The 24,684-nt window shown below is 69.2% G+C and carries 28 protein-coding genes and 1 pseudogene; 12 read left to right on the forward strand and 17 right to left on the reverse strand.

The window, feature by feature from the left end; genetic code table 11:
- Positions 1-248 precede the first annotated feature (248 nt).
- Positions 249-431, reverse strand: coding sequence for a hypothetical protein (locus HV783_RS26990; RefSeq protein ID WP_006396220.1), 183 nt, complete (start codon positions 429-431; stop codon positions 249-251).
- A gap of 278 nt (positions 432-709) precedes the next feature.
- On the opposite strand from HV783_RS26990, the gene trhA reads away from it, so the two are divergent.
- Positions 710-1,363, forward strand: a complete 654-nt coding sequence (trhA, locus tag HV783_RS26995; RefSeq protein WP_064527895.1) for a PAQR family membrane homeostasis protein TrhA — start codon at positions 710-712, stop codon at positions 1,361-1,363.
- A gap of 34 nt (positions 1,364-1,397) precedes the next feature.
- Here trhA and HV783_RS27000 read toward each other — a convergent pair whose 3' ends face one another.
- The gene (locus tag HV783_RS27000) at positions 1,398-1,673 is read right to left on the reverse strand and encodes a hypothetical protein (RefSeq protein WP_054502919.1); all 276 of its coding nucleotides are present in this window, start codon (positions 1,671-1,673) and stop codon (positions 1,398-1,400) included.
- A 46-nt stretch (positions 1,674-1,719) separates the two neighbouring features.
- Positions 1,720-1,923, reverse strand: coding sequence for a cold-shock protein (locus HV783_RS27005; protein WP_006385404.1), 204 nt, complete (start codon positions 1,921-1,923; stop codon positions 1,720-1,722).
- A 374-nt stretch (positions 1,924-2,297) separates the two neighbouring features.
- Here HV783_RS27005 and HV783_RS27010 point away from each other — a divergent pair, with 374 nt between their 5' ends.
- Complete coding sequence (locus HV783_RS27010) at positions 2,298-2,735, forward strand: hypothetical protein (RefSeq protein ID WP_054502920.1); 438 nt, start codon at positions 2,298-2,300, stop codon at positions 2,733-2,735.
- 40 nt (positions 2,736-2,775) lie between these two features.
- Here the strand turns inward: HV783_RS27010 and HV783_RS27015 are convergent, their stop codons facing one another.
- Positions 2,776-3,546, reverse strand: coding sequence for an AraC family transcriptional regulator (locus tag HV783_RS27015; RefSeq protein WP_054503283.1), 771 nt, complete (start codon positions 3,544-3,546; stop codon positions 2,776-2,778).
- A 100-nt stretch (positions 3,547-3,646) separates the two neighbouring features.
- Here HV783_RS27015 and HV783_RS27020 point away from each other — a divergent pair, with 100 nt between their 5' ends.
- From HV783_RS27020 to HV783_RS27035, 4 genes are all read left to right on the forward strand, one after another.
- The gene (locus HV783_RS27020) at positions 3,647-4,462 is read left to right on the forward strand and encodes a sulfite exporter TauE/SafE family protein (protein ID WP_054502921.1); all 816 of its coding nucleotides are present in this window, start codon (positions 3,647-3,649) and stop codon (positions 4,460-4,462) included.
- Positions 4,463-4,519: 57 nt separating this feature from the next.
- A complete protein-coding gene (locus HV783_RS27025; RefSeq protein ID WP_175190217.1) occupies positions 4,520-5,164 on the forward strand; it encodes a 4'-phosphopantetheinyl transferase family protein in 645 nt (214 codons plus the stop codon).
- A gap of 234 nt (positions 5,165-5,398) precedes the next feature.
- Positions 5,399-5,791 (forward strand): DUF4168 domain-containing protein, encoded by a 393-nt coding sequence (locus tag HV783_RS27030; protein ID WP_054502923.1) that lies wholly within the window; start codon positions 5,399-5,401, stop codon positions 5,789-5,791.
- A 67-nt stretch (positions 5,792-5,858) separates the two neighbouring features.
- Positions 5,859-6,557, forward strand: coding sequence for a glutathione S-transferase family protein (locus HV783_RS27035; protein WP_064527898.1), 699 nt, complete (start codon positions 5,859-5,861; stop codon positions 6,555-6,557).
- 84 nt (positions 6,558-6,641) lie between these two features.
- Here the strand turns inward: HV783_RS27035 and HV783_RS27040 are convergent, their stop codons facing one another.
- Both HV783_RS27040 and HV783_RS27045 read right to left on the reverse strand, forming a co-directional pair.
- Positions 6,642-7,403 carry an ABC transporter permease gene (locus HV783_RS27040; protein ID WP_006386110.1) on the reverse strand — a complete coding sequence of 254 codons (762 nt, stop codon included), beginning with the start codon at positions 7,401-7,403 and terminating at the stop codon, positions 6,642-6,644.
- The gene (locus tag HV783_RS27045; RefSeq protein ID WP_026383041.1) at positions 7,400-8,323 is read right to left on the reverse strand and encodes an ABC transporter ATP-binding protein; all 924 of its coding nucleotides are present in this window, start codon (positions 8,321-8,323) and stop codon (positions 7,400-7,402) included. Before HV783_RS27045 ends, HV783_RS27040 begins: the two co-directional genes overlap by 4 nt.
- Positions 8,324-8,515: 192 nt before the next feature.
- Here HV783_RS27045 and HV783_RS27050 point away from each other — a divergent pair, with 192 nt between their 5' ends.
- From HV783_RS27050 to cynS, 6 genes are all read left to right on the forward strand, one after another.
- The gene (locus tag HV783_RS27050) at positions 8,516-9,658 is read left to right on the forward strand and encodes a sensor histidine kinase (protein WP_064527902.1); all 1,143 of its coding nucleotides are present in this window, start codon (positions 8,516-8,518) and stop codon (positions 9,656-9,658) included.
- Between the two features lie 12 nt (positions 9,659-9,670).
- On the forward strand, positions 9,671-10,309 hold the full coding sequence (locus HV783_RS27055; protein WP_054502927.1) for a response regulator: 639 nt from the start codon (positions 9,671-9,673) through the stop codon (positions 10,307-10,309).
- 132 nt (positions 10,310-10,441) lie between these two features.
- The gene (locus HV783_RS27060; RefSeq protein ID WP_175190218.1) at positions 10,442-11,827 is read left to right on the forward strand and encodes a CmpA/NrtA family ABC transporter substrate-binding protein; all 1,386 of its coding nucleotides are present in this window, start codon (positions 10,442-10,444) and stop codon (positions 11,825-11,827) included.
- A complete protein-coding gene (gene ntrB, locus HV783_RS27065) occupies positions 11,827-12,669 on the forward strand; it encodes a nitrate ABC transporter permease (RefSeq protein WP_054482200.1) in 843 nt (280 codons plus the stop codon). Before HV783_RS27060 ends, ntrB begins: the two co-directional genes overlap by 1 nt.
- A gap of 5 nt (positions 12,670-12,674) precedes the next feature.
- Complete coding sequence (locus tag HV783_RS27070; protein WP_054485296.1) at positions 12,675-13,469, forward strand: ABC transporter ATP-binding protein; 795 nt, start codon at positions 12,675-12,677, stop codon at positions 13,467-13,469.
- Between the two features lie 9 nt (positions 13,470-13,478).
- Positions 13,479-13,922, forward strand: a complete 444-nt coding sequence (gene cynS, locus HV783_RS27075) for a cyanase (protein WP_045953619.1) — start codon at positions 13,479-13,481, stop codon at positions 13,920-13,922.
- Between the two features lie 33 nt (positions 13,923-13,955).
- Here cynS and pdxY read toward each other — a convergent pair.
- The 11 genes and pseudogenes from pdxY to HV783_RS27130 form a co-directional block, all read right to left on the reverse strand.
- Positions 13,956-14,823, reverse strand: a pseudogene (gene pdxY, locus HV783_RS27080) (pyridoxal kinase).
- A gap of 103 nt (positions 14,824-14,926) precedes the next feature.
- Positions 14,927-15,409 (reverse strand): RES family NAD+ phosphorylase, encoded by a 483-nt coding sequence (locus HV783_RS27085; protein ID WP_064528639.1) that lies wholly within the window; start codon positions 15,407-15,409, stop codon positions 14,927-14,929.
- On the reverse strand, positions 15,406-15,801 hold the full coding sequence (locus tag HV783_RS27090) for an MbcA/ParS/Xre antitoxin family protein (protein WP_240806378.1): 396 nt from the start codon (positions 15,799-15,801) through the stop codon (positions 15,406-15,408). Before HV783_RS27090 ends, HV783_RS27085 begins: the two co-directional genes overlap by 4 nt.
- A 16-nt stretch (positions 15,802-15,817) precedes the next feature.
- Entirely contained in the window at positions 15,818-16,888 is a 1,071-nt protein-coding gene (locus tag HV783_RS27095) for a peptidylprolyl isomerase (RefSeq protein ID WP_175190220.1), read from the reverse strand.
- A gap of 104 nt (positions 16,889-16,992) precedes the next feature.
- Entirely contained in the window at positions 16,993-17,478 is a 486-nt protein-coding gene (locus HV783_RS27100) for a YbjN domain-containing protein (protein WP_175190221.1), read from the reverse strand.
- Between the two features lie 107 nt (positions 17,479-17,585).
- The gene (locus HV783_RS27105; protein ID WP_254604059.1) at positions 17,586-18,281 is read right to left on the reverse strand and encodes a DNA repair protein; all 696 of its coding nucleotides are present in this window, start codon (positions 18,279-18,281) and stop codon (positions 17,586-17,588) included.
- A 10-nt stretch (positions 18,282-18,291) separates the two neighbouring features.
- On the reverse strand, positions 18,292-19,995 hold the full coding sequence (locus tag HV783_RS27110) for a putative porin (protein WP_175190223.1): 1,704 nt from the start codon (positions 19,993-19,995) through the stop codon (positions 18,292-18,294).
- A 36-nt stretch (positions 19,996-20,031) separates the two neighbouring features.
- The gene (locus HV783_RS27115; RefSeq protein WP_175190224.1) at positions 20,032-20,745 is read right to left on the reverse strand and encodes a TonB C-terminal domain-containing protein; all 714 of its coding nucleotides are present in this window, start codon (positions 20,743-20,745) and stop codon (positions 20,032-20,034) included.
- 18 nt (positions 20,746-20,763) lie between these two features.
- The gene (locus HV783_RS27120) at positions 20,764-21,183 is read right to left on the reverse strand and encodes an ExbD/TolR family protein (RefSeq protein WP_054417402.1); all 420 of its coding nucleotides are present in this window, start codon (positions 21,181-21,183) and stop codon (positions 20,764-20,766) included.
- A gap of 12 nt (positions 21,184-21,195) precedes the next feature.
- The gene (locus HV783_RS27125; RefSeq protein ID WP_175190225.1) at positions 21,196-23,103 is read right to left on the reverse strand and encodes a DUF2341 domain-containing protein; all 1,908 of its coding nucleotides are present in this window, start codon (positions 23,101-23,103) and stop codon (positions 21,196-21,198) included.
- A gap of 37 nt (positions 23,104-23,140) precedes the next feature.
- Entirely contained in the window at positions 23,141-24,682 is a 1,542-nt protein-coding gene (locus tag HV783_RS27130; protein ID WP_175190226.1) for a ShlB/FhaC/HecB family hemolysin secretion/activation protein, read from the reverse strand.
- Positions 24,683-24,684: the final 2 nt, after the last annotated feature.

The raw sequence follows: 24,684 nt of genomic DNA on the forward strand, positions 1-24,684 counted from the left end.
CGGACGCGCCGGCGCGGCGCGCTTGCGCGCCCGCTTGGGCGCCGCGATGCGCATGGCCGCGCGCTGCATGCGGCTCAGCTTCTTCGCGGCGGTGAAAAACAGATGGGTGAGACTGCGCGCCATTGATCGGGCCTGTGAACGCTGTGTGACTCCACGACGACGTTTGAAAACCGCCTGGCCGCAACGCGCGGCCCGCCGACTGCCGCATCCGCCGCGGGCGGACGCCCATGCTCCGGGACCGGCCCGGCTCAGAACCGACCGGACTGGATTGCCGCGCCGCTCGTCAGCAATTCCAGACAGGAGACCAGCGCCACCGCGATCGTGATGATGGAAAGCACCTTGACGACCTTGCTGGTGCCTGGCCGGGTCAGCGTCGCGGTCATGCGCGTGACGATGTATGCCCCAACCATCAGGCCGATTGCCGGAATCATAGAAGAGCCTCCCCTTGAAGAGTCTGTGCGGGCCCGCCGGATGCGCAGCCCCTCGATAACGCGGTACGCAGCCAAAGCGCCGCCTCTGCGGGCGGCTGATTTAGCGAGAGAAATGTATCACACAGTAACTTGCCCTCGCAGCTTTTCGAGCACCCCGCAGCGGCCGGGTTTGCAGAAAATCAAGGCGGGCCGCCCTGCGCCTCCGGCCGACTTGAGGCGGCGACGCAAAACCCTTATGGTGAAAACCCTGACTACAATTCTCGCTCGCTCCGCACACCATGTTCCCGAATGACCGCCGCCAGACCCTCGGAGAGGAAATCGCCAACACCGTCAGCCACGGTCTGGGCGCGGCTGGCGCGCTGGCCGCCGCCCCGATCCTGATCGTCGCGGCCACGCGCCAGGGCGATGCCGCGTTTATCGTCGGCGCGGCGATCTTTGCCGCCAGCATGTGCCTGCTTTACCTGGCGTCGGCCATTTACCACGCGCTGCCGGACAACCGCGCCAAGCGCCTGTTCAATGTGCTCGACCACTCGGCCATCTACCTGCTGATCGCGGGCACCTATACTCCGTTCGCGCTGGGCGCGCTGCGCGGTCCCTGGGGCTGGACGCTGTTCGGCCTGGTGTGGGGCATGGCGCTGCTGGGCGTGGGGCTGAAGGCGAGCAAGCGGCTCGACCGCCCCGCCCTGTCCACCGGGCTGTACCTGGCGATGGGCTGGCTGGTGGTCATCGCCGTCAAGCCGATGCTCGAGCTGGTGCCCAGCGGCGGCCTGTGGTGGCTGCTGGCCGGCGGGCTGGCCTACACCGGCGGCGTGGTGTTCTTCGTGTTCGACAACCGCTGGCGCTATGGCCACTTCGTCTGGCACCTGTTCGTGCTGGCCGGCACCGTTTGTCATTTCTTCGCCGTGCTGTGGTACGGCGCGGGCGCTGCCTGAACGCGTTCAGGCCACGCCCTGTCGACGCGCCGCGCTAGCGCGCGGGCACCTGCGCGGCTGGCCGCACGTAGCCGTCGACCAACTGGCGGCCGTGATGGATGGCGGCATCCACCGCCATGACCGGCGACGACACGAAGCCGCCGGCCGCGAACAACGGCACCAGGTGCGGGTCGTGCAGGCGGTGCCAATCGGCGGCCAGCTCGACCCCCACGGTCGCGGTGAAGGCGGGACGGGGGCTGCCCGCCACGGAAATGCGGGATACGCTGGCGATCAGCCGGTAGCCCTTGTAGACCATGTTGTTATGGAACATGTGTCCTCCTTTCTGAACCGATGGCCCCGCACGGCGGGGCTGTCGTTCACATTGCGCGAATCTGCGTCGCGTGCGGGCCTTTGGCGCCCTGCGCCGTGACGTAGCTGACGCGCTGGTTCTCGACCAGCGCCTTGTGGCCGTCACCGACGATCTCGGAGAAATGCGCGAACAGGTCCTTGCCGCCGTTCTCGGGCATGATGAAGCCAAAGCCCTTGGCGTCGTTGAACCACTTCACAATTCCGGTTTCCATCATTTCACTCCTTGCATGGCGGGCAGCGCCCGGGAAGGGAGCCAATCAAGGAAAGGGATGGCGAACAATGAGGCGCCAGAAGGGGCGCGATACCGGACGTTGATCACGATGCTCGAATAGCTGCAAGTCCACTATGGGTGCCAGAAAGGCGAAAGTCAACGGCTGTTTCCAATTAACATCCAGGCCGATACAGGCCGATACGTGATTCCATTGATCACTTTTGTGATATATCGGACCCGAGGAGGGCGGCATTCGGGCCAATTACGTAACTCTCTGCGCAAATGCCCGCTGCGGTCGATAAAGCGCGTATGCTGCAACGGTGGTGCTTGAACGCGCGTCTCCTCGCCGTATCGCCATCCCGGAGGAAGACGACCGTGAGTCGCATCGGAAGGTCCATTGCCAGATTCGCCAACGCCTGCGTGAAACTGCTGCCGCCCGCCACACCCGCGGCGGCCGACGCGCCGGCTCGATCCGAGCGCCCGCGCGAACACGCCGCGGTGTCCTCGCCGTGGCGCATCTACCGCATCTACGCCCGCCCCGGCCACCTGCTGCTGCGCGACGAGCATGGCCGCATTCTCGACCTGGGCGTCATGAAGGGCGCCGAACCCAACCTGACCTACCGCCTGTTCGCACGCGGTTTGCAAGGGCGCGGATTCGCGACCCGCACGCTGCTGCTCGATGACATCGCGCAGCGCATCGAATCGGGCGAGGTCGGCAACGAATTGCTCAAGCTGCCGCTGTGGACGCAACCGCTGGGCGCGGACCTGGATCGCGGCACGCATACCGATGTGTCGATGAAACTGCGGCGCTGAGTCCCCCCCCAGGGCCGTGCCGGCACGCCCGCAGCCGTCCCTAGTCGGCCGCGTGCAGATAACTCGTGGGCGGACGGCCCAGCACGCGCCGGAACATGGTCGAGAACGCCGCCGGGCTCTGGTAGCCGAAGTCCAGCGCGATCGCCGTCACCGGCGCGCCGGCGGCCAGCCGCGCCAGCGCCAGCACCACGCACGCGCGCTGGCGCCAGGCCGAGAACGCCATGCCGGTCTGCTGGCGGAAGTGGCGGCTGAAGGTGCGCGGGCTCATGTGCAGGCGCTCGGCCCAGGCCTCGGGCGACTGGCGCACGTCGGGCGCGGCGACGAAGGCGCGGCACAGCGGCGCCAGGCGCTTGTCGCGCGGCAGCGGGATGTGCAGGGGCAGCACCGGCGCGCGCGTCACCTCGTGCAGCAGCAGCGCCGCCAGCGCCCCGTCGCGGCCGGCCGGGTCGTAGTCGGCAGGCATGTCGACCGCCGCCAGCAGCAACTGACGCAGCAGCGGCGACACCTCGACCACCTCGCAGGCGGCGCTGCCGGCACGGGCCGCGCCCGGCTCGATATAGGCGCTGCGCGTACTGACGTCCTGCATGCGCACCTGGTGCGCCACGCCCGCGGGGATCCACACGGCGCGCTGCGGCGGCACCACCCAGTTGCCGTCGCGGGTGACGACGTGCATGACGCCGGTGGCCCCGTACAGCAGTTGCGCGCGGCGGTGCGTGTGCGCCGGCAGCAGGTGGCCGGGCGGGTAGTCGTTGCCGATGGCAACCACCGCGCGGTCGAGGCGATCGTGCTGATCGATGTGGCTGTTTCGCATGACGGGACGTGGCCGGAACGCAAACATTATTGTCCAATCCTCGAAAGCAAGCCAGCGCCAGCCGCCCTATCGTGGCGGTTTCACGGAAAGGACGCATGAAATGCTGTACGTGACATTGGCGCTGTTCGGCGCGTTGAGCGGCGTGACCACGGTGTTGTTCGGTTTTGGCGGCGGCTTCGTGGTGGTGCCGGTGCTGTATGGCGTACTGACCGCCACCCACGGCGCGCAGGACGCCATCGGCCAGGCGGCCATGCACATCGCGGTGGCGACCTCGACCTGCGTGATGATCGTCAACTCGGTGGCCGCGACCCGCAGGCACCAGCGCGCCGGCAACATCGTGCGCAGCTACGTCTGGCCGCTGGCCGCCTTCATCGGGGCGGGCGCGCTGCTGGGCGCCTGGGCCGCCACCCGCGCCAGCGGCGACCTGGTGCGCCATGCCTTCATCGCCTATCTGGCCGTGACCATTCTCGACTGCGTGCTGCGCCAGGGCTTCATGGCGCAGCGGGAGACGCGCGCGGCGCGGCCCCTGGGCCAGGGCGTGACGGTCGGAGGCGGCGTGGCGATCGGCGTCATCGCCACGTTTCTGGGCGTCGGCGGCAGCGTGATGACGGTGCCGCTGCTGCGCCGCCGCGGTTTGCCGATGGCCAAGGCCGCGGCCATGGCCAATCCGCTGACGCTGCCGGTGGCGATTGTCGGCACGCTGGCCTACATGGCGGCGGCGCGGGCGCTGCCGGCGCCGCTGGCGCCTTGGATCATCGGCTATGTCGACCTGCTGGCCTTCGCAGCGCTGGCGCTGGGGTCGCTGGCCGGCATCCGGCTGGCGGCGCCGCTGATCCCGCGCATTCCGGACCAATGGCACGCCCGCGTCTACGTCGCGCTGCTGGCGCTGGTGCTGCTGAGCATGGCGCTGGCCTGAGCGCAGCGGCGCGGCGATGGCCTATGATCGGAGCATCCCACCCGATGGCGCCCTGCCTTGACTCCGCTGCCCGCCCCCTACGCGCCTTTTGTCCTGACCGGCCGCATTGCCCAACGCGTGCAACCCCTGCCGGCCGATGACGCGCCGGACCCCGCCGCGCGCCGCCAGGCCGAATACCAGGCGGGACGCGAACTGGCCGCAACGCTGCTGGCGGGGCTGGGCGCGCGCACCGTGCAGGTCGGCGCGGACGTGGACCGCGCGCCGCGCTGGCCCGAGGGCTTCGTCGGCTCCATCAGCCACAGCCGGCGCTTGCTGGGCGTGGCCGTGGGCCGCCTCGCCGACACGCGCGGCCTGGGCATCGACCTGGAAGCGATCGCCGGCGCCGATGCGCTGGAAGCGATCGAAGCCGTCTGCATGCTGCCCGATGAGCACGGCCTGGTGGCCGGCGCCCTGCCCCGCGCCGTCTGGGCCACGCTGGTGTTCTCGGCCAAGGAAGCGCTTTACAAGTGCCAGTTCCCGCTGACGCGCTGCCCGCTGGAATTCAGCGACCTGGCCGTGGTGCATGCGGACGTGACGGCGCAGCGGCTGGTGCTGCGGCTGCAGCGCGATGCCGGCCCGGATTTCCGGCGCGGCCAGTCTTTCCATTGCGGTTACCAGCAGGGCCAGGGACACGTGTACACGGCGGTGCAGTTGGCGCCCTGACGGCTCCGGCGCGGCAGCGACGCCCCCCGCCGCCGACACCCGGCCTGCGATCCGCTTGCGCAATGTCACGAAGTTGCGGGCAAAACATTTCCGCCGCCCGCCCGGGGCGCCACTCCCGCGCAGGCCCGGCGCCATCGTGGTCCGCCGACACAGGAAAACACATTGCGAAACTTGAACCGCCCCGGGGCCGGTTGTCATCATGGTCGGACATTCACCCGGAATTAGGAGGTTTCCATGCAGCGTTCCAAAACCGCAATCCTGTCGGCCGTGCTAGCCGCGGCCGTCTTGTCCGGTGCTCCCGTCCTGGCGCAGAACGCGCCCGCCAGCCAGACGCCGACGGCGCCCGCCGCCGCGCAACCCACCGACCAGCAGTTGCAGCGCTTTGCCTCGGCCTCGCAGAAGGTGTCGGGCGTGGTGGACGAATATCGGCCCAAGGTCGACGCCGCCAAGACCGACGCGGCCAAGCAGAAGGTGATCCAGGAAGCGGACGCCAAGATGGTCAAGCTGGTGCAGGCGGACGGCCTGTCCGTCGAGGAATTCAACGGCATCGGCCGCGCCGTGCAGCAGGATCCGCAGCTCAAGCAGCGCCTCATGAACATGGGCAAGGCCGGCGCGACCGTACAGTAGGCCCCCCTCCCCGCTCAGCGCGCCTTGGGGGTATCCTGCCGGGGAACCCTTCAAGGAGCGCGGCATCTTGACCCCCGATCTCACCCTGTACGACCTGGCCGGCGCCGATCCGACGCTGCGCTTCAGCCCGCATTGCTGGAAAACGCACATGGCGCTGGCCCACAAGGGCCTGGCCGCCAACACCGTGCCGTGGCGCTTCACCGACAAGGAAGCGATCGAATTCTCGGGCCAGAAGCTGGTGCCGGTGCTGGTGCACGGCGACCACGTGATCAGCGATTCGTGGCAGATCGCCTGCTACCTGGAAGACACGTTCCCCGAACGCCCCTCGCTGTTCGGCGGCGACACCGGCCGCGCGCTCAGCCTGTTCGCCAACAGTTGGGCCGACACCACCCTGGTGCCGACGCTGGCGCGGCTGCTGCTGCCGGAGATCCACGCCCTGATCGACGCCAAGGACAAGGACTACTTCCGCCATACCCGCGAAAAGCGCTTCGGCCCGCTCGAAGACCTGCCCGCGTTGCGGGAGGAACAACTGGCGGCCCTGCGCGCCTCGCTGCTGCCGTTGCGCCAGACGCTGGCGCGGCAGCCGTACCTGGCCGGCCAGCAGCCGGCCTATGCGGATTACGCGGTGTTCGGTTTCTTCATGTGGGCGCGCTGCACCAGCGCGCTGGAACTGCTGGCGGCCGACGATCCGGTGGCCGCGTGGCGCGAGCGGCTGCTCGATGCCCATGGCGGGCTGGCGCGCCAGGCGCCCGTGGCGGCGGCGTAGCCGGTCCGGCGCTGGCGCCAGGCGCACACGCGGGCGCCTGGCGCGGGCCGCCCCCCTGCTCCGGCGGGCGGCCGACGGACAGGCTCAGGTCTTCAGGCGATAGCCGGTCTTGAAGATCCAGCGCACCACCACCAGGCAGACGGCCAGGAACACCAGCGTCATGGCGACGCTGACCGTGACGTTGACGTCGGCCACGCCATAGAACGCCCAGCGAAAGCCGCTGACCAGGTACACCACCGGGTTGAACAGCGTCACGCCCTGCCAGAACGGCGGCAGCATCTTGATGGAATAGAAGGTGCCGCCCAGGAAGGTCAGCGGCGTGATGATCATCAGCGGAATGATCTGCAGTTTCTCGAAGCCGTCGGCCCACACGCCGATGATGAAGCCGAACAGGCTGAAGGTGACGGCGGTGAGCAGCAGGAAGCCCAGCATCCAGAACGGATGCGCGATCTCGAACGGCACGAACAGGCGCGCCGTGGCCAGCATGATCAGCCCCAGGATGATGGACTTGCTGGCGGCCGCCCCGACGTAGCCGGCGACGATCTCCAGGTACGAAATGGGCGCCGAGTGGATCTCGTAGATGGTGCCCGAGAAGCGCGGCATGTAGATGCCGAACGAAGCATTGGCCACGCTCTGGGTCAACAGCGACAGCATGATCAGGCCCGGCACGATGAAGGCGCCGTAGCTGACGCCGTCGATCTGCACCATGTGCGAACCGATGGCCGAGCCGAACACCACGAAGTACAGCGAGGTGGAAATGACCGGCGACAGCACGCTCTGCATCAGCGTGCGCCAGGCGCGGGCCATTTCGAAGCGGTAGATGGCGCGGATTGCGTAGAAATTCATGATTGTCCGTGCACCAGGCTGACGAAGATTTCCTCGAGCGAGCTTTCCGAGGAGTTGAGGTCGGTGAATTCGATGTCCAGCTCGGTCAGGCGCCGCAGCAGGCCGGAGATCTGGCCGCCGCCCTGGTTGTCGTAGGTGTAGACCAGTTGGCGGCCGTCGGCAGACATTTCCAGGTGGAACGGCTCCAGCGCGGTCGGGATGCCCGGCAGCGGCGCCTTCAGCGTCAGCGTCAGGCGGCGCTTGCCCAGCTTGGTCATGAGCGCGTTCTTTTCCTCGACCAGGATGATCTCGCCCTTGCGGATCACGCCGACACGGTCGGCCATTTCCTGGGCTTCCTCGATGTAGTGGGTGGTCAGGATGATGGTGACGCCGTTCTCGCGCAGGCGCCGCACCATGTCCCACATGCCGCGCCGCAATTCGACGTCGACGCCGGCGGTGGGTTCATCCAGGAACAGGATCTTGGGTTCGTGCGACAGCGCCTTGGCGATCATCACGCGCCGCTTCATGCCGCCGGACAGGGCCATGATGCGGCTGTCCTTCTTGTCCCACAGCGACAGGTCGCGCAGCACCTTCTCGATGTATTCGGGATTGGCCGGCTTGCCGAACAGGCCGCGGCTGAAGGTGACCGTGTTCCACACACTTTCGAAGGCGTCGGTGGAGATCTCCTGCGGCACCAGGCCGATGGCGCTGCGGGCGGCGCGGTAGTCGGTGAGGATGTCGTGGCCGTCGGCCAGCACCCGGCCCTCGGTCGGGTTGACGATGCCGCAGATGATGCTGATGAGCGTGGTCTTGCCCGCGCCGTTGGGGCCGAGCAAGGCGAAGATCTCGCCGCGTTGGATCTCCAGGTCGACGCTCTTGAGCGCCTGGAATCCCGAGGCGTATCGCTTGGATAGGCCTTGAACTGAAATGACCGGCTGCACTCTGGCTCCCAGCGTGGTGGACAACCGCTGATTTTACCCGCCTGCCGCGGGCGGCTTGTTCGGCCTGGTGGAACGGTGTGTTTGATAAATGCGATAACCGCGCCGGCCTGCCGTACACTGCCCGGAAAGGAAAAACAGGGCGGAAATCGCCCGAACCAGGGGAATCGGGCCGGCCAGGCCCGTCGAAAGGCTATGTTCGCGGATCTGAAACATCTGTCGCACCACGCGGCCTGGCGCCGTCAGTTGGAAATGTTGCTGGAATCGGCCGGCGAGGGCATCTACGGCATCGACCTGCGCGGCCGCTGCATCTTCATCAACGGCGCCGGCGCCGCCATGCTGGGCTACACCCCCGACGAGGTGGTGGGCCGCAACATGCATTACCTGATCCATCATTCCCACGCCGACCGCAGCCTGATGCCGGTGCACGACTGCCGCATCTTCAAGGCCTTTCGCGACGGCCGCGGCGAACGGGTCGACGACGAGGTGCTGTGGCGCCGCGACGGCTCCTGCTTCGACGCGCAGTATGCCTCGTACCCGATCCGCAACGACCAGGAAGTCGTGGGCGCGGTGGTGACGTTTTCGGACATCAGCGCGCGCAAGCGCATCGAGCGCGAGCTGCAAGCCACCCGGGCGCAACTGGAAGCGCGGGTGCAGGTGCGCACCGCCGAACTCAGCGCCGCCCATGAATCGCTGCGGCGGCTGGCCTCGCACCTGAGCACGCTGCGCGAACAGGAACGCGCCCACATCGCCCGCAATATCCACGACGACCTGGGCGCCTCGTTCACCGCGCTGCAACTGGACCTGAACTGGCTGCGCCGGCAACTGGCGGGCGAGCCGCCCCTGCAGGCCCACCTGGACCGCATGCTGGAGGTGACGCAGACGGCCATGGACGCCACCCGCCGCATCCTCAACGACCTGCGACCGGTGGTGCTGGACCACCTGGGCCTGTGGGCGGCGCTGGAAACGCTGCTGCAGGACCTGCAGGCGCGCAGCGGGCTGCGCTGCCGCTACCTGTGCCCGCCCGACACCGAAAGCCGCCGCCTGGAGCCCGAGGCGGAAATCGCCGTCTACCGCATCGTGCAGGAACTGCTGACCAATGTGCAGCGCCACGCGCGGGCCCGCAGCGTCAGCGTCAGCGCGGTCTGGGGCGAGGATGGCCTGCTGCTGGAAGTGGAAGACGACGGCGTGGGCATGCGGTTGCCCGAGACGCGCCAGACCTTCGGCATCCTGGGCATGCGCGAACGGGCCCGCGCCATCGGCGGCGACCTGGAGCTGGACAGCGCGCCCGGCGCCGGCCTGTGCGCCCGCCTGCGCCTGAACCCGCAAGCGGCCTGAGGAGACGACGCCATGCCTCTGAACCTGCTGATCGTCGACGACCACCTCATCATCCGCCGCGGCCTGGCCCGCATCCTGCAGGAAGACCCGCGCGTGGGCCTGGTGCGGGAGGCCGCCGATGCCCCCGCCGCCCTGCGCGCGCTGCGCCAGGAGCCCTTCGACGCGATGGTGCTGGACGTGGCGCTGGGCGAGCGCGACGGCCTGGACGTGCTCAAGACGGTGCGCGCCGACCATCCGGCGCTGGGCGTGGTGATGCTGTCGGTCTATCCGGAATCGCAGTTCGCGGTGCGGGCCCTGCGCGCCGGCGCCCATGCCTATCTGAACAAAGGCTGCGATCCGGACGAGCTGCTGGCGGCGCTGGTCAATGCCGCCGCCGGCCGGATGTACGTCACGCCGGCCGTTGCCGAACTGCTGGCGCACACCGTGCGCCAGGACAGCACCCGGCCGCCGCACGAGCTGCTGTCCAACCGCGAATTCCAGGTGCTGCAGTTGCTGGCGGCCGGCAAATCGGTGTCGGCCATCGGCGAGCAGCTGGCGCTGTCGGTGAACACCATTTCCACTTACCGCGCCCGCATCTTCGAGAAGCTGGGCGTGCGCACGCTGGTCGAGCTGGTGGACTATGCCCGCGCGCACCACCTGGGTGCGCGCTGAGCGCGGCGCGCACCGGCCCGGCGCGGCCGCGCACCGTGTAGTGCGCCCCCTACATGGATATCGTCGAACCGGCGATACCGGGCGCCGGCGGCGCGCCCCAAGATGGAGGCATTCCGAACCCTGGAGGCCTCCATGTCCCTGTTCAGCAATCCGTTCGATCCCGCCAGCCGCCTGGCCTGCGCCTGCGGCCGCCATGCCTCCCAGGCCGAGCACGCGCGCGCGGCGGCGGACGGCCAGGACGCCCGCGCTGGCGCGGCGTCCGGCGACGCCGCCTTTGACCGCGCGGTGGAAGGCGCCGTCATGCGCGCCCTGTTCCCGCAGGACGCCCTGCGCCGCCGCTTCCTGCGCGCGGTCGGCGGCGGCACGGCCATGGCCGCCGTCGCCGCGCTGTTCCCGCTGGCGGCCGCCAAGGAGGCCTTTGCCCAATCCGCCGGCCCGCTCGAGAAGCAGAAGCTGAAGGTCGGCTTCATTCCCATCACCTGCGCCACGCCCATCATCATGGCGCACCCGATGGGGTTCTATGGCAAGCAGGGACTGGACGTGGAAGTGGTCAAGACCGCCGGCTGGGCGCTGATCCGCGACAAGGCCATGTCCGGCGAGTACGACGCCGCGCACATGCTGTCGCCCATGCCGCTGGCCATCTCGCTGGGCGTGGGCGCCAGCCGCGCGGTGCCGTGGACCATGCCCGCCGTGGAGAACATCAATGGCCAGGCCATCACCCTGTCCATGAAGCACAGGGACCGGCGCGATCCGAAGGACTGGAAGGGCTTCAAGTTCGCCGTGCCGTTCGACTATTCCATGCACAACTACCTGTTGCGCTACTACCTGGCCGAACATGGCCTGGATCCGGATACCGATGTGCAGATCCGCTCGGTGCCGCCGCCCGAAATGGTGGCCAACCTGCGCGCCGACAACATCGACGGATTCCTGGCGCCGGACCCGGTCAACCAGCGCGCGGTCTATGACGGCGTGGGCTTCATCCACACCCTGTCCAAGGCCATCTGGGACGGCCATCCGTGCTGCGCGTTCTCGGCCAGCCGCGAATTCGTGACCGCCCAGCCCAATACCTACCAGGCCCTGCTCAAGGCCATCATCGAGGCCACCGCCTACGCCCGCGACCCGGCCCACCGCAAGGAGATTGCCGCAGCCATCGCCGCGCCCAACTACCTGAATCAGCCGGTCACGGTGGTGGAACAGGTGCTGACCGGCACCTACGCCGACGGCCTGGGCAACGTGCTCAAGGACCCGCAGCGCATCGACTTCGATCCCATGCCGTGGGGTTCGTTCGCGGTGTGGATCCTGACGCAGATGAAGCGTTGGGGCCAGATAAAAGGCGATGTCGACTATCAGAAAGTCGCCAATGAGGTGTTCCTGGCGACCGACGCGCTGCGCCTGATGCGCGAGGCCGGCCTGACCCCGCCCGCCGACGCCGCCAAGACCTTCAGCGTGATGGGCAAGCCCTTCGATCCGACCCAGCCCGAGGCCTACCTGGCCGGCTTCAAGATCCGGAGGAGCTGATGCGGGCCGTGCAACCCTGGCGGGCGACCTTCCTGTCCGTCATCCTGTTTCTGCTGTTCCTGCTGCTGTGGCACGTCGCCACCCGCCCAGCCGCCGGCGGGGCGACGGTCGATCCGGCCTATGCGGCGCTGGTTGGCAACGCCGCCGCCAGCGGTTCGCAGACGCCCTTCCCCGGCCCGGCCGAGGTCGGCGCCCGGCTGTGGCAGCACCTGCGCGATCCGTTCTACGACCGCGGCCCCAACGACAAGGGCATCGGCATCCAACTGGCGTATTCGGTGGCGCGGGTGCTGACCGGCTTCCTGCTGGCGGCGCTGGTGGCGATTCCGCTGGGCTTCCTGATCGGCATGTCCAGGACCGTCTATCGCGCCTTCGACCCGTTCATCCAGGTGCTCAAGCCGATCTCGCCGCTGGCCTGGATGCCGCTGGCGCTGTACACCATCAAGGATGCCGACACCTCGGCCATCTTCGTGATCTTCATCTGCTCGCTCTGGCCGATGCTGGTGAACACGGCGTTCGGCGTGGGCGCCGTGCGGCAGGACTGGCTGAACGTGGCGCGCACGCTGGAAGTGTCGCGGCTGCGCACCGCCCTGCTGGTGATCCTGCCGGCGGCCGCGCCCACCATCATGACCGGCATGCGCATCTCGGTCGGCATTGCCTGGCTGGTGATCGTGGCGGCCGAAATGCTGATCGGCGGCACCGGCATCGGCTACTTCGTCTGGAACGAATGGAACAACCTGTCCATCGCCAACATCATCTGCGCCATCCTCTTCATCGGGTTGATCGGCATGCTGCTGGACACCGTGCTGGCGCGCGCCGCGCGGCTGGTCAGCTACCGGGAGTGAACGCCATGAGCCCACCCTTTCTGCAAGTGCAGGCGCTGGCCAAGCGCTACCCGGGCCGCGACGGCCGGCCGGCGGCGCCGGTGTTCGAGAACATCGACTTCGGCATCGAACAAGGCCAGTTCGTCTGCGTGATCGGCCATTCGGGCTGCGGCAAGACCACCATCCTGAACATCCTGGCCGGCATCGACGAGGCCAGCGAAGGCGTCGTCATCATGGACGGCCGCGAGATCGCCGGCCCGTCGCTGGCGCGCGGCGTGGTGTTCCAGGCGCACGCCCTGCTGCCCTGGCTGAGCGCGCTGCAGAACGTCGAATTCGGCGTGCGTTCGCGCTGGCCGGCCTATTCCCGCGCCCAGGTGCGCGAGCACAGCCTGCGCTACCTGGACATGGTCGGCCTGGCCCGCGCCGCCGACAAGAAGCCGTGCGAGCTGTCGGGCGGCATGAAGCAGCGCGTGGGCATCGCCCGCGCCTTCGCCATCCAGCCGCGCATGCTGCTGCTGGACGAGCCTTTCGGCGCGCTCGACGCGCTGACGCGCGGCACCATCCAGGACGAACTGCGCGCCATCGTGCAGGAAACCCGCCAGACCGTCTTCATGATCACGCACGACGTGGACGAGGCCATCCTGCTGTCGGACCGCATCCTGCTGATGAGCGCGGGCCCCCATGCCCGCATCGCCGAGTCGGTCGAGGTGGACCTGCCGCGCGGCCGCACCCGCGCCAGCCTGCACCACGAGCCGCGCTACTACGAAATCCGCAACCATCTCGTCGACTTCCTGGTCGACAAGGCTTCCCACAAGGAGTGAACCCCCATGATGTCCCGCGCCGAAGTCACCGAACTGATCGTCACCCGCCGCCTGGAAAAGAAGCTGTCCTGGGCCGCCATCGCCGAGGCCGTCGGCCAGAGCAAGGAATGGACCACCGCCGCGCTGCTGGGCCAGATGACCCTGACCGAGCAACAGGCCCAGGCCGCCGCCCGCCTGCTGGACCTGCCCGCCGACGCGGTGGTGCAGCTACAGGTGGTGCCCTACAAGGGCTCGCTGCCCACCACGGTGCCCACCGACCCGCTGATCTACCGCTTCTATGAGTTGATCAACGTCTACGGCACCACGTTCAAGGCGCTCATCAACGAAGAGTTCGGCGACGGCATCATGAGCGCCATCGACTTCAAGATGGACCTGACGCGCGAGGCCGATCCCAAGGGCGACCGCGTGCAGATCGTGATGAGCGGCAAGTTCCTGCCCTACAAGACGTATTGAGCAAGACACGGCGGGCGCGGCGGCCCGCCCGCGTCAACCTTCCACCGCCAGTTCTTCCCAGCCGAGATCGCGGGTGCGCGCCAGCGCTCCGGTCACGGCGGCGGCCGCGTCGCGCGCCGCGTTTTCCAGGGAATCACCGGCCAGCAGCCGCGCGGTGATGGCCGCCATGAACACGTCGCCGGTGCCATGCACCGAGGGCGGGATGGCGATCTCGGGGTGGCCCAGCACCACGCACTCGGCGGCCGTCACCACCGCCAGCCGCAGGGTGCCGGGCGCCGCCGTCTGCGGCGCGGCGCTGGTGACCACGATCCATTCCGGCCCCTCGGCGATCAGTTCGCGCGCGGCCGCCGCCACTTCGTCGATCGAGGCCAGCGGCCGGCCCACCATCTGCTCCAGCTCGAAATGGTTGGGCGTCATGCCGTGGGCATGCGGCACCAGCCTGCGGCGGTATTGCGCCACCAGCCCGGCATCCACGTACAGGCCGTCGTTGCGGTCGCCCATGACCGGGTCGATATGCACCCGCACCTCGGGCCGCGTCGCCCGCAGCCCGCGCAGCCAGTCCGCCAGCAGGTCGGCCTGGCCAGGCTGGCCCAGGTAGCCGCAGACCACGGCGCGCGCCACCGCGGTCACGCCGCGCTCGTCCAATCCGCGCAGCAGGCCCTCGCTCGAACCAGTCCAGCGGCACCGCGCCGCCGTGCAGCGTCGGATAGTGCGGGGTATTGCTCAGGATGACGGTGGGCAGCGCGATGGCGCGCAGCCCGGCCTGGCGGAACACCGGCATGGCGGCATTGTTGCCGACGCAGCCATAGACGACCTGCGATTGGATGGAAACGACGTCGACCCGCGCGGTCACGGCGGGCAGCGCTGCGCCGGGCGTGGCGGCAGCGGGAATGGCGGTCATACGCGGGCTCCTGCGAATAGGGACGGATGCGGCATATTCTATGCCCAGCCGGGGCCGTTCCGGGCGGCAGGCCCCGCCGCCGGCAGGGCCGCCGCCCTCCGCGTCAGTCGTGCGCACAGGCCAGCCAGCCCGCTCCATCCAGCACGGCGCCCTCGATGCCCGCCAGATGAGGCGCGAACGGATAGGCGAGCGACGACACGATCTGGCATTGCGCCAGCAGGGGGTGGTCGGCATTCAGCAGGTATTGGCAGCCGCCGGCCGCCGAGGGCACCTTCAACAGCAAGGTATCGCCCCGCGCCAGCCAGGCGTTGCCGAAGGCGCGCGAGGCCTGCAGATCGCTCTGCCAGCCGGCCGGCGGGCGCGGTTCAGCCACGGCAGCCGCGGGCACCCGCAGCTCCAGCAGGAAATAGCTGCGCGGCAGGGCGCGCGGATGCGCCACCTCGGCCTGGGCCAGGCGCGCGAAGACGGCGGCAGCGGGCGTGGCGTCCAGCACCACAACCGCCGCGCCGGCGGCATGCCAGCGGCCCGCGGGGCGGGCGCGCGGCATGAGGTCCTGGCAGTTGCTCAAGCGCCAGAGCGCGGTCATGGCCCGTTTCCTTCGTCGATATTTATCAGCCACTGCTCGATCAGCGCGGCGTAGCGGCCGTGCTGGCACAGCAGCAACGGCACCCGGCCATGCAGGCGCCGCTTGGGGCTGCGGAGCCAGCGTCGCGCGCCGTCCGCGCCGCCGAACACCAGCTCGGCCAGCCACGCCACCCGCAACGCCCGGTACAGCACGCGCAGGTCGGCCAAATCCAGGCCGGGATCGCGCAGCGCGTCGCGCGACCGCCCCGGCTCGACCTGCGGCACCAGCGCCAGCCAATGCAGGTCGCCGGCAAAGGCGGCACGCACCGCTTGCAGCAACGCGGCCGCGCACTGCAGGCTGGCGGGCGGCCCGGCCCGCCCCAGGGCCTGGCAGAGCCGAGCCTCCAGCGCCACGGCGATGCCGCCGGATTCAGGGCGCGCGAGCGGCGACGGCGGGTTGGGCGGACGCGGCGGCCGCGCTCTGCTCGAACGCGGCATTGAGTGCCGCGCCATCAATGCTGACGGTTCCTGCATTCAGCAGCCCCTCCAGGTAAGCCCTCGCCGCCAGTTCCTGGCGTTGGGTCCGCAACGCGGCACGCAACTCGTCCTTGACCTGCTCGTAGGGCGTCACGCTGGCCGGGCGCAGGTCCACCAGCTTCAGGATATGGAAGCCCGCCGCCGACTGCACCGGCGCCGCCACCTCGCCGGGCTTGAGCGGCTCGACCACGGGCCGCATTTCGGGCGTCAACTGCGCCAACGGCACGTAGCCGATGTCGCCGCCCTGGGCGCGGGTCGAAGCGTCCTGCGAATGGCTCTTGGCCAGCGCCGCGAAATCCGCCTTGGGCGCCTGGGCGCGCCTGGCCAGGTCCTGCGCCTGCCTGCGCGCGGCGGCCACGGCCTCGTTGTCGCCCAGGGGCGCCGCCAGGAAGATCTGGCTGACGCGGTACAGCGCCGGCTGCGCCAGTTGCGGCCTGGCGCGCTCGTAGGCGGCGCGCAGGTCGGCCTCGGCCGGATAGTCGTCAGGCGCGCGGCTGACCGAATCCAGGTAGGTCTGCAGCACGATGCGCTCCTGCGCCGCCTGGAAGGCGCGCTTGAGCTCGGGTCGCTCCTGCCAGCCCTGGGCGCGGGCCTGCTCGACCAGCGCCTTTTCGGCCAGGCGCGCGCGCAGCCACTGGTCCAGTCCGGCGCGATTGCCCTTGAGCTGGGCCCGGGCCTCGGGCGGCAGCGATTCGAGCTGGCGCGCCAGTTCGTCGCGGTCCACCTGCACCGCGCCCAGGGTGGCCACGGCTGGCGCCTTTGCCGGGGCCGGCTGGGCGGCGGCGGCAGCGGCCGGCGCCGCGCCCTTTTCCGGCGCGGCCGCCGCCTTGGCGGGCACGGGACTGGATTCGCTGCTCTGCGCCGGGCTGCCGCGCATCAGCGCCACCGCGCCGGCCAGCAACGCGATCAGCAGCACCGCGGCGGTCACGCGCAGCCGCGCGGGCTGATTGGGGAGAATGTTCATGGTCGGAACCTCGCTTGCCTGGATGCGCCATTCGCCGCCACGGCGGCCTGGGGGGTTGGGGACTTTGCCGTCCCGAACGCCAGGCGTCGGGCCGGGCGGATGGATCAGTTCAGCGCCTCGGTGGCGGCGTCCTGCCGCGGTTCAACGGCGTCGGTATCGGCGCCGGCTTCGGCGGAGGCGTTGGCGCGCAGGAACAGCAGGAACTCCTGCAACAGGCGGTCCCACAGCTCGACGGTGGCGCGCAGGTAGTTCTCGGACACGCCGCCGGCCAGGATCACGTCCAGTTCCAGCACCAGGAACACCCCCTGCAGCGTCAGGCGGGCGAAGCGCTTTTCAACGTTCCAGCGCTCGGCCAGTCCGGGCGGCAGTTCGCCCTGCACGCGCAGCGCGCAGCTCAGCGTGTAGTCCAGGTAGCAGCCGGATTCGACGGCGGGGTTGCCCATGCGCGCGGCGAAGCCCACGCCCTGGCTGGCGCTCAGCAATTGCACCATGCCGTTCTGCTCGGACACGGTGACGCGATAGCCGGCGGATTGCAGCAGTTCCTGCAGGCGTTCGACATTCACGTCGAGAATCAGGCTGGAGTCGGTCATTGCAGTCATTCCTAGGTAAAAGAGATCAATTCAGAGAGATCGGTCCGCAGGCAAAGCCGTTCATTACAGTCTCCCTGCATGAAAGAGATAAGACAGCGCCCTGGCGCTCAGGGTTGGGCCGGCGGCGCCGGCGGCGCGGCGGCGCCGACCTGCGCGTCGTACAGCCTGTCGCCATATGCCTGCGCCTGCTCCTCGAACTTGACGCGCGCGCTGCCGGCGAAAGGCTGCTTCATGGCCAGGATGCCGCCGGCGCCGATGCGCTCGTAGGCATTGAGGATCTCCTTGCCCGCTTCGTACATCTCGCGGTTCTTGGCGATGCAGGCCTTGGCCTCGGTGTCGCGCTGCGCCAGGGTGCGCGCCAGGGTCTGGCGTTCGGTCTCCTTGGCGCGCGACAGCGCCAGCAGTTCGTCATAGGCGCCCTTGAACTTGCCCAACTGCGCGTGGCTGGCGGCCACCTGCGCCTGGGCGCTTTCCATGACCGCGCCCTGCTGCTCGGCCAGCTTCTCGGCCTGGCCCTTGGCCTTGGCCAATTGGCCGCGCAGCGCCTCCAGCTCTTTCTGGGCGGCGTCGCGCTGGGCCTCGGCGGCGGCCTTGGCGGCGTTGACCTGGGCCTGCTCGCTCTGTAGTTGCTGCAGTTGCTGGGTGGTGCTGCGCAATTGGGCGCGCAGGCGCTCTTCCATGGTTTCGGCGTGCGCCGGCAGCGCCACGCTCAGGCCCGCGGCGCACAGGGCCGCGGCGGCGGCCAGCCGCCGGCCGCGCCCCAATGCCCGGGGCGGGCTCGATTCATCCCATAAGCTATGCATGTCCATGGCCTCAGAACCTGGCGTTGATCTCGAACTGCATGGTGTCGATGGACAGCGGCGCGCCGTAGATCTCGCGCGTGCTCATCCAGCGCAGGACGCCGTACACGTTCTTGTCGAAGGCATAGCCGCCGCCGATGTAGTAGCCGCGCGCGTTGGTGCCGCCCTGGTGGAACGACGAATCGTTGAAGGCATCGGGCAGCGCGTCCGGCTGGATGTACTTGTAGCCGACGAAGGCCAGCCAGTCGCCCTTCTCCTTCAGGTCGTACGAACGGCCCAGCGTGGCCTGCAGCATCCAGGCGTTGGGGCCGCTTTCGATGTCGCCGTTCTCGCCGACGTTATTGACGAGCTGGCCTTGCGAACGGCTCGCCATCTTGCTCTTGCTGTAGGCCAGGTTGCGCAGGTAATTGGCGTTCAGGCGCAGGCCCAGGCCGTCGAACACGCGCGTGTCCCAGCGCAGGTTCAGGTCAAGCAGGTCGAACTTGGACGCCAGGCCGACGTATTGCGGCTGCGGCGTGTTGGCGGGGTCGAGCGGGTTGGACGTGATGTTGCGCAGCAGGAACAGGGTGTTGCCCTTCTGCATGAAGGCCGGACGCGACCAGTCGGTGTCGCAGTTCTCCTGGCCGGCCCAGGGCGAGCAGGCGCTGGAGCGCTTGCCGGCGATGTTGTCGAAATGGTAGTAGGCCAGCGCGCCGCGCAGGCTGTTGCGGCTGTCGATCTTCCAGTCGGCGCCGGCCTGGGCGGCCAGCAGCCACTTGTCCTCGCTCTTGCCTTCCGAGAACGACGACGAGTTCCAGCCGTTCGAGCCGTACTCGGTCGAGAAGGCGCCCAGGGTGCCGAACAGCGTCACGTCGCGGCCTTCCAGCGGGTGCTTGAAGATCGCGGCAATGCCGTCGAAGTTCAGGTCGTTCGAGAACAGCATGTCGGTCGACTCGAACGGGTTGGCGATGCGGCCGCCCGTGACCGTGGCCCACTTGGCGGGGCGGTAGGTCAGGTAGGCCTGGTCCAGCCAGATGTCCTTCTTGCCCATGCCGCCGCCCAGCGTCTGCGAGGTCGACACCGGGCTGTCGTCGCTGCCGGTGGCCAGGCGGATGCCCGCGGTCCAGGATTCCGAGATGTCGGCGCGCACGCCCAGGCGGGCGCGGATGCGCAACTGGTTGCGGCGGTCCTCGCGCGTGTTCAGCATCGGCGGGTAGTTGCCGTTGGTGTTGCGGTTCAGGTCGTACGGGCCCTTGGCATTGAGCTTGGCGAAGTCGACGATTTCGTTGCTGTTGCTGCCCGAGTACAGGCGCGACTCGTCGCGCACGCGCACGTCGCCGTCGATGGTGATGCGCGACACCCAATCGGGGAAGGTATTCGGCTGGGCCCAGTTTTCCGCCTTGGCCTGCACCATCACTTCCGCCTTGACCTCGTCGCGGATCTGGTCGCGCACGGTCTGCGGGATGTACGGCACGCGCACGTCCCCCGCCTGGGCCACGGCGGCGCCGCGGTCCTGCGGCGCGCCGCGGGCGGTCTTGGCCTCAGCTTCGGCCTGGGCCACCAGGGCCTCGGCCTGCTCCGGCTTGAGCACGCCCTGCTGCACCAGCAGGCGGATCAGGTTGATGGTGGCGTTCTCGGACGGGGCGGGCGCGGCGTTGCCCGTGGCCGGCAACGCCACGGCGGCGCCCGCCGCGGCCAGGGCCAGCGATGCCGCCAACCGGTTCAATTGGAACTTCATTCTCTTGGCACTCCAGGATCGGTTCAATTCAGCACTTCAGGAGGGGCGGCGGCCGGTCAGCGATGCCCGGATCGGCATGCTGGCCGAGGCCGGCGGACGTTCATCCAGGCCCGGCACCGCGCGCAACGCCGCCACCACGCGGGCGTCGACGTCGGCATCGCCGCTGGAACGGGTCAGTTCGACACGCGTGATCTGGCCGCTGGCCGTGAGCCAGATGTTGGCTTGCAGGCGGAAGGTCAGATTGCGCGTGCGCTCGTCTTCGCGCAGGATCTTCTGCAGCGCGTAGGCGAGGTACTGGCTGTAGGTGGCGTTGCCGGCGCGGCCGCCGCCGCCGCCGGCCATGCCCTTGCCCTGGCCGGCGCCGATGTTGAAGGCGTCGCTGCCCGCCTGGGCATCGCCGTCGATCTGTATCGGGTTGGCCAGGTCGTCGGCCGGACGCGGCGGCGCCTCGTCCTGCGGCTTGGGCGGTTCGGGCGTGGGCTGCGGCTCGGGTTCGGGCGTGGCCACCGGCTCTTCCTTGGGCGGCTCGGGCTCCGGCGGCTTTTCCGGCTCGGGCGGCGGCGGCGGAGGCGGCGGCAGCGGGATGATCGCGGTGACCTTGGGCGCGTCGCGGCGCACCCCGGTCATGTCGTTGGCCCAGCGCCAGAGCGCGTAGGCGGCGGCGATCAACACCACCGCCACCGCCGCCAGCTTGAGCCAGCGGCGCGCGGGATGGGGGGTGCGCGGGGAATCGGATGCGTGGTGCGGCATGACGGTTGCCTCGGCCCCTTATTTCGGCTTGCCGGTGACCAGCCCGACCTGGGCCAGTTCCAGCCGGCGCAGCAGGTCCAGCACTTCCACCACCTTCTGGTACTGCACGGCGGCGTCGCCGCGCACGATCACCGGAAAGTCGGGATTCAGCGCCTTCTCCGTGCGCAGCCGGTCTTCCAGCTCGGGCAGGGTCACCGGGTAGGCGTCCAGGAACACCTGGCCCGCGTCGTTGACGGAAATCGCCTTCGTCTTGGGCTGCGACAGGGCGATGGACGAGCTGGCCTTGGGCAGGTTGACCTTGATGCCGGCGATCTGCGCCGTGGCGGTCAGGATGAACATGACCAGCACGACCATCAGCACGTCGACCAGCGGCGTGATGTTGATACCGTCCACGGGCGCGTCGTCGTCATCGTCCTGGGAAGCGGATACGGAAGCCATGGGGTCGTCTCCTTATGCTTCGGCGGCGGCCGGCTGCGCATCGCGCACGGCCGGACGGCTGGCGACGGGCGCGCGCGCGCCGCCGTGGTGGGCGGCTTCCTGGGCCTGGCCTTCGCCATGCACTTCGGCCAGGCGCGTCACGAACTCGTCGACGAACACGCGCATGTCGGCGCCGACTTCCTTGTTGCGCGAGACCAGGCGGTTGTAGCCAAACAGCGCCGGGATGGCGACGAACAGGCCCATGGCGGTGGCCAGCAGCGCGGCGGCCATGCCCGGGGCGATGGCGTTGATGTTCACGTCGCCGGCCATGGCGGTGCCCAGGAACACCACCATGATCCCCAGCACCGTGCCCAGCAGGCCGATGTACGGGCCGCCGGCAATGGCGTTCGAGAGCGAGCCGAGCCGGGCGCCCAGCAACTGGTTTTCCTTGGTGCGGACGGCGTCCATCGAGGCGCGGATGGCTTCGATGGTGGCGGCCGAGATAGAACTGGTGTCGGCGCCCTGCGCGCGGCGGGTGCGGATTTCATTGACCGCCACGCGGTACAGGCGCCACAGCGAGGCGTGCTCCAGGCGCTGGGCCAGGGCCTTGTCGTCGGCCAGCAGTTCCAGGCGCTGGCCGACCTTGGCGAAGGACTCGCGGAAGACCTCGTTGGCGCGCGCCACGCGGGCCACGTTGCGGCTCTTCTTGATCATGATGATCCACGACTGCACCATCATCAGCGCCAGGATGGCGATGATGACCCAGGCGTCGATCGGCACCGCCTTGAGCAAAAAGCCCAGGCCGCCGAAGCCGAAGCCCGACTGTTCCTCGTCGTTGCCGTAGGCCACCAGGCGCGATTCGGCGCCCTGCGAGATCGCGTCGGCCAGGATCAGCGCGGCGGGACGGGCAACGCGCGACAGGCGCACTTCGTCGATGGCGCCGACGAACGGCGCGTACACGCGCGGCGCCGGAGCGGCGGCGGCCTCGGCCGGCGCGGCGTCGGCATTGGCGGGCGCGGTGGCCGCCGCCGGCGCGGGCACGTCACCGCCCAGGGCGGCGGGCGTGTTCAGCGGCGGCAGGCTGACGGCCAGCGATGAGGTGGCGCGGCCGTTCACATACAGCGTGACCTGGCTGCCATCGGCGGTCACGGCCAGGTGCTGCCAGGCCGCGGGCGTGAGCGACTGGCCGGGCTGGCTGCGCTGGCCGTTCACTTCGACGAAGGGCACGCCCTGGTTGATGCCGATCAGCAGCGCGTTGCCGCCGTCGCGGCGCGCGTACACCAGTTGCTCGCCGGCCGGCTGGTCGGCGCGCACCCAGGCGCTGAAGGTGAAGGCGCCCGCGGCGGGCACGGCCAGCGAGGGGCTGGCGGGCAGCATTAGCGGCGCGCCGCCAGCGAATTGGGCGGCGCGGCCGATCACGCCGTCTACCGCGGCGGCCATGGGCGTCTGGGCGTTGTTGCTGTTGCCGGTGGTGTCGCGCGGCGGCGCGCCGGCCGCGCCATCGAAGTGGTAGACCAGCGTGTAGTTGGGGTCGAAGGTCAACTGGCCGTTGGCGGAAGCCGGCGCCTTCTGGTTGCCGTAGTACATCCAGATGTCCTGGCGCTGGCCGTCGGCCAGCGCCGGCAGGTCCACCCAGATCAGCGCCATGCCCAGCAGCGGATCGAACGCTTCCAACTGGTGGTTCAGCACGGTCTGGTCATCGCCGGCCACGAAGCGGATGTCCGCGCCCTTCTCGTTGATGCCGTCGAAGGTGAAGTTGCCGGTGTGCAGGCGCACCAGCAACGGCGCGCGGCCGGCGGCGGCGCCCAGCGGCGCGCCCTGCGGCGTGCTGTCGACGGTGATCTGCTTGCGGTACTGCCAGTCGGGCTGCCACCAGGCGTTGGCGGCGGACGGCAGCACGCCGGCCAGCACGGTCAGTAGGAGCATCAATAAGCGTTGCATGGTCAGGACTCCGGGATAAATACGGTTTCGCGCGCGCTCAGAAACTGGCGCGGACGCTGAAGTTCAGTCGGGGATCGTGTTTCTTGGTGTTGGGGCCGTCCTTGAGCGGATAGCCCCAGTCCAGCGAGCCGGACAGCCAGTCCAGCACCTGCAGGCGCGTGCCCAGGCCGACGCTGGCCAGCGAGTAGCTGGCGTCCTGTTCGGGTAGCGGGTCGCGCAGGCGCAGCGTGGCCGCATCGGCGAAGGCATAGAAGCGCCACTCGTTGACATTGCTGCCGAGCCAGCGCGCCAGCGACGGCGTGCGCCACTCGACCGAACCCAGGAAGCCATCGTCGCCGGTGCGCTCGGCGGCCAGGTAGCCGCGCACGCTGGTGCTGCCGCCGGCGGAGAATTGCTCGTTCGAGACCAGCGCGCCCGAGGCCAGTTGGAAGCCGGCGCGCAGGCCCAGTTGCCAGTCGCCGAACAGGTTCTGCGTGTGAGTGCCGTCGCCGCGCAGCAGCGCGAAGCTGGGGCTGGCGCGGTAGCGCTTGTCGTCGAATTCCTTCCAGTCGCTGCCCAGGCCGAAGAAGGAACGGCTGGCGCCCACGAGCGACAGGCCGACGCTGCTCTGCGACGACTCGGAATAGCGGTAGCCGTTGTACGAGAAAGTGAACGGCACGTACTTGAGCGGGATCAGGTCTTCGTTGCCGCCAAAGCGCGTGGTCTCGTCGAACTTCTTGTAGTCCAGGCCGACCGACAGCGAGTTGTACCAATCGCCCTGCGGCGCCAGGGTGTAGATGGCGCTCATGCCGAACGAGTAGCCCTTGCCCAGCACATTGGTGCCGCCGATGGTGGCCACGTTGCTGTCGCTCTTGTAGCCGGTGAACTGCAGGCTCCATTGCTTGTCCAGCGGCATCGAGTAGGAGCCGGACCAGACCTTAGCGTTGTCGGTTTCCTGCGGCGCGGTGAAGAACGTCAGGCTGACCGAATGGCCCAGTTGCCACAGGTTGTCGTAGCCCAGCGACGCCGTGCTGCGCAGGCGCGTGGTGTCGGCGCTGTAGTCGTTGTTCAGGCCCAGGCTGGCGTGCCACGGGTTCTTGTCCTCGACCTTGAGGTCCACGTCCATGGTGCCGGGGATGCGGCCTTCCTTGACCAGCGGCACCACCTGGCGGCTGGCGCCCTTGTTCAGGCTGGTCAGCTCGGCCTGCGCCTGGTTGAAGTTGGGCACCTCGCCCTCCTTCAGCGCCGGCACCTCGTCGCGGATGGCCAGCGGCGAATAGTGTTTCGCGCCCACCACGCGCACGCGGCCGACCTTGGTCTCGGCGACCTGCAGGAACACGATGCCGTCGGCCACCTGCTGCTCGGGCAGGTCAACGTACACGGACTGGTAGCCGCGTTCCTGGTAGACGGCCTGCAAGGCTTCGCGCGCGGCCTCGATGTCGGCCAGCGTGCGGTCCGGTCCCAGGTAGGGATAGACGGCCTTCTCGATGTCGCGGGCATCCAGCACGGTGTTGCCGCGCACGATGTATTCGTTGACGTTGACGCGGCGCGCCTCCTGCGCGGCCGGCGCCGGCTGCGCCCCGGCCACGCTCGCGGCCAGCG

The organism is Achromobacter dolens, from assembly GCF_902859745.1.
Taxonomy (GTDB): Bacteria; Pseudomonadota; Gammaproteobacteria; order Burkholderiales; family Burkholderiaceae_B; genus Achromobacter; species Achromobacter dolens.

Bases quoted from the DNA above. Each gene is read 5' to 3' on its own strand.
- HV783_RS27070 (WP_054485296.1), top strand. From the start codon at position 12,675: ATGAGCCCACCCTTTCTGCAAGTGCAGGCGCTGGCCAAGCGCTACCCG.
- HV783_RS27060 (WP_175190218.1), top strand. From the start codon at position 10,442: ATGTCCCTGTTCAGCAATCCGTTCGATCCCGCCAGCCGCCTGGCCTGC.
- HV783_RS27085 (WP_064528639.1), bottom strand. From the start codon at position 15,409: ATGACCGCGCTCTGGCGCTTGAGCAACTGCCAGGACCTCATGCCGCGC.
- HV783_RS27030 (WP_054502923.1), top strand. From the start codon at position 5,399: ATGCAGCGTTCCAAAACCGCAATCCTGTCGGCCGTGCTAGCCGCGGCC.
- cynS (WP_045953619.1), top strand. From the start codon at position 13,479: ATGTCCCGCGCCGAAGTCACCGAACTGATCGTCACCCGCCGCCTGGAA.
- HV783_RS27100 (WP_175190221.1), bottom strand. From the start codon at position 17,478: ATGACCGACTCCAGCCTGATTCTCGACGTGAATGTCGAACGCCTGCAG.
- HV783_RS27115 (WP_175190224.1), bottom strand. From the start codon at position 20,745: ATGCCGCACCACGCATCCGATTCCCCGCGCACCCCCCATCCCGCGCGC.
- HV783_RS27105 (WP_254604059.1), bottom strand. From the start codon at position 18,281: ATGCATAGCTTATGGGATGAATCGAGCCCGCCCCGGGCATTGGGGCGC.
- HV783_RS27125 (WP_175190225.1), bottom strand. From the start codon at position 23,103: ATGCAACGCTTATTGATGCTCCTACTGACCGTGCTGGCCGGCGTGCTG.
- HV783_RS27055 (WP_054502927.1), top strand. From the start codon at position 9,671: ATGCCTCTGAACCTGCTGATCGTCGACGACCACCTCATCATCCGCCGC.
- HV783_RS27040 (WP_006386110.1), bottom strand. From the start codon at position 7,403: ATGAATTTCTACGCAATCCGCGCCATCTACCGCTTCGAAATGGCCCGC.
- HV783_RS26990 (WP_006396220.1), bottom strand. From the start codon at position 431: ATGATTCCGGCAATCGGCCTGATGGTTGGGGCATACATCGTCACGCGC.
- HV783_RS27110 (WP_175190223.1), bottom strand. From the start codon at position 19,995: ATGAAGTTCCAATTGAACCGGTTGGCGGCATCGCTGGCCCTGGCCGCG.
- HV783_RS27000 (WP_054502919.1), bottom strand. From the start codon at position 1,673: ATGTTCCATAACAACATGGTCTACAAGGGCTACCGGCTGATCGCCAGC.
- ntrB (WP_054482200.1), top strand. From the start codon at position 11,827: ATGCGGGCCGTGCAACCCTGGCGGGCGACCTTCCTGTCCGTCATCCTG.
- HV783_RS27120 (WP_054417402.1), bottom strand. From the start codon at position 21,183: ATGGCTTCCGTATCCGCTTCCCAGGACGATGACGACGACGCGCCCGTG.
- trhA (WP_064527895.1), top strand. From the start codon at position 710: ATGTTCCCGAATGACCGCCGCCAGACCCTCGGAGAGGAAATCGCCAAC.
- HV783_RS27095 (WP_175190220.1), bottom strand. From the start codon at position 16,888: ATGAACATTCTCCCCAATCAGCCCGCGCGGCTGCGCGTGACCGCCGCG.
- HV783_RS27050 (WP_064527902.1), top strand. From the start codon at position 8,516: ATGTTCGCGGATCTGAAACATCTGTCGCACCACGCGGCCTGGCGCCGT.
- HV783_RS27015 (WP_054503283.1), bottom strand. From the start codon at position 3,546: ATGCGAAACAGCCACATCGATCAGCACGATCGCCTCGACCGCGCGGTG.
- HV783_RS27005 (WP_006385404.1), bottom strand. From the start codon at position 1,923: ATGGAAACCGGAATTGTGAAGTGGTTCAACGACGCCAAGGGCTTTGGC.
- HV783_RS27020 (WP_054502921.1), top strand. From the start codon at position 3,647: ATGCTGTACGTGACATTGGCGCTGTTCGGCGCGTTGAGCGGCGTGACC.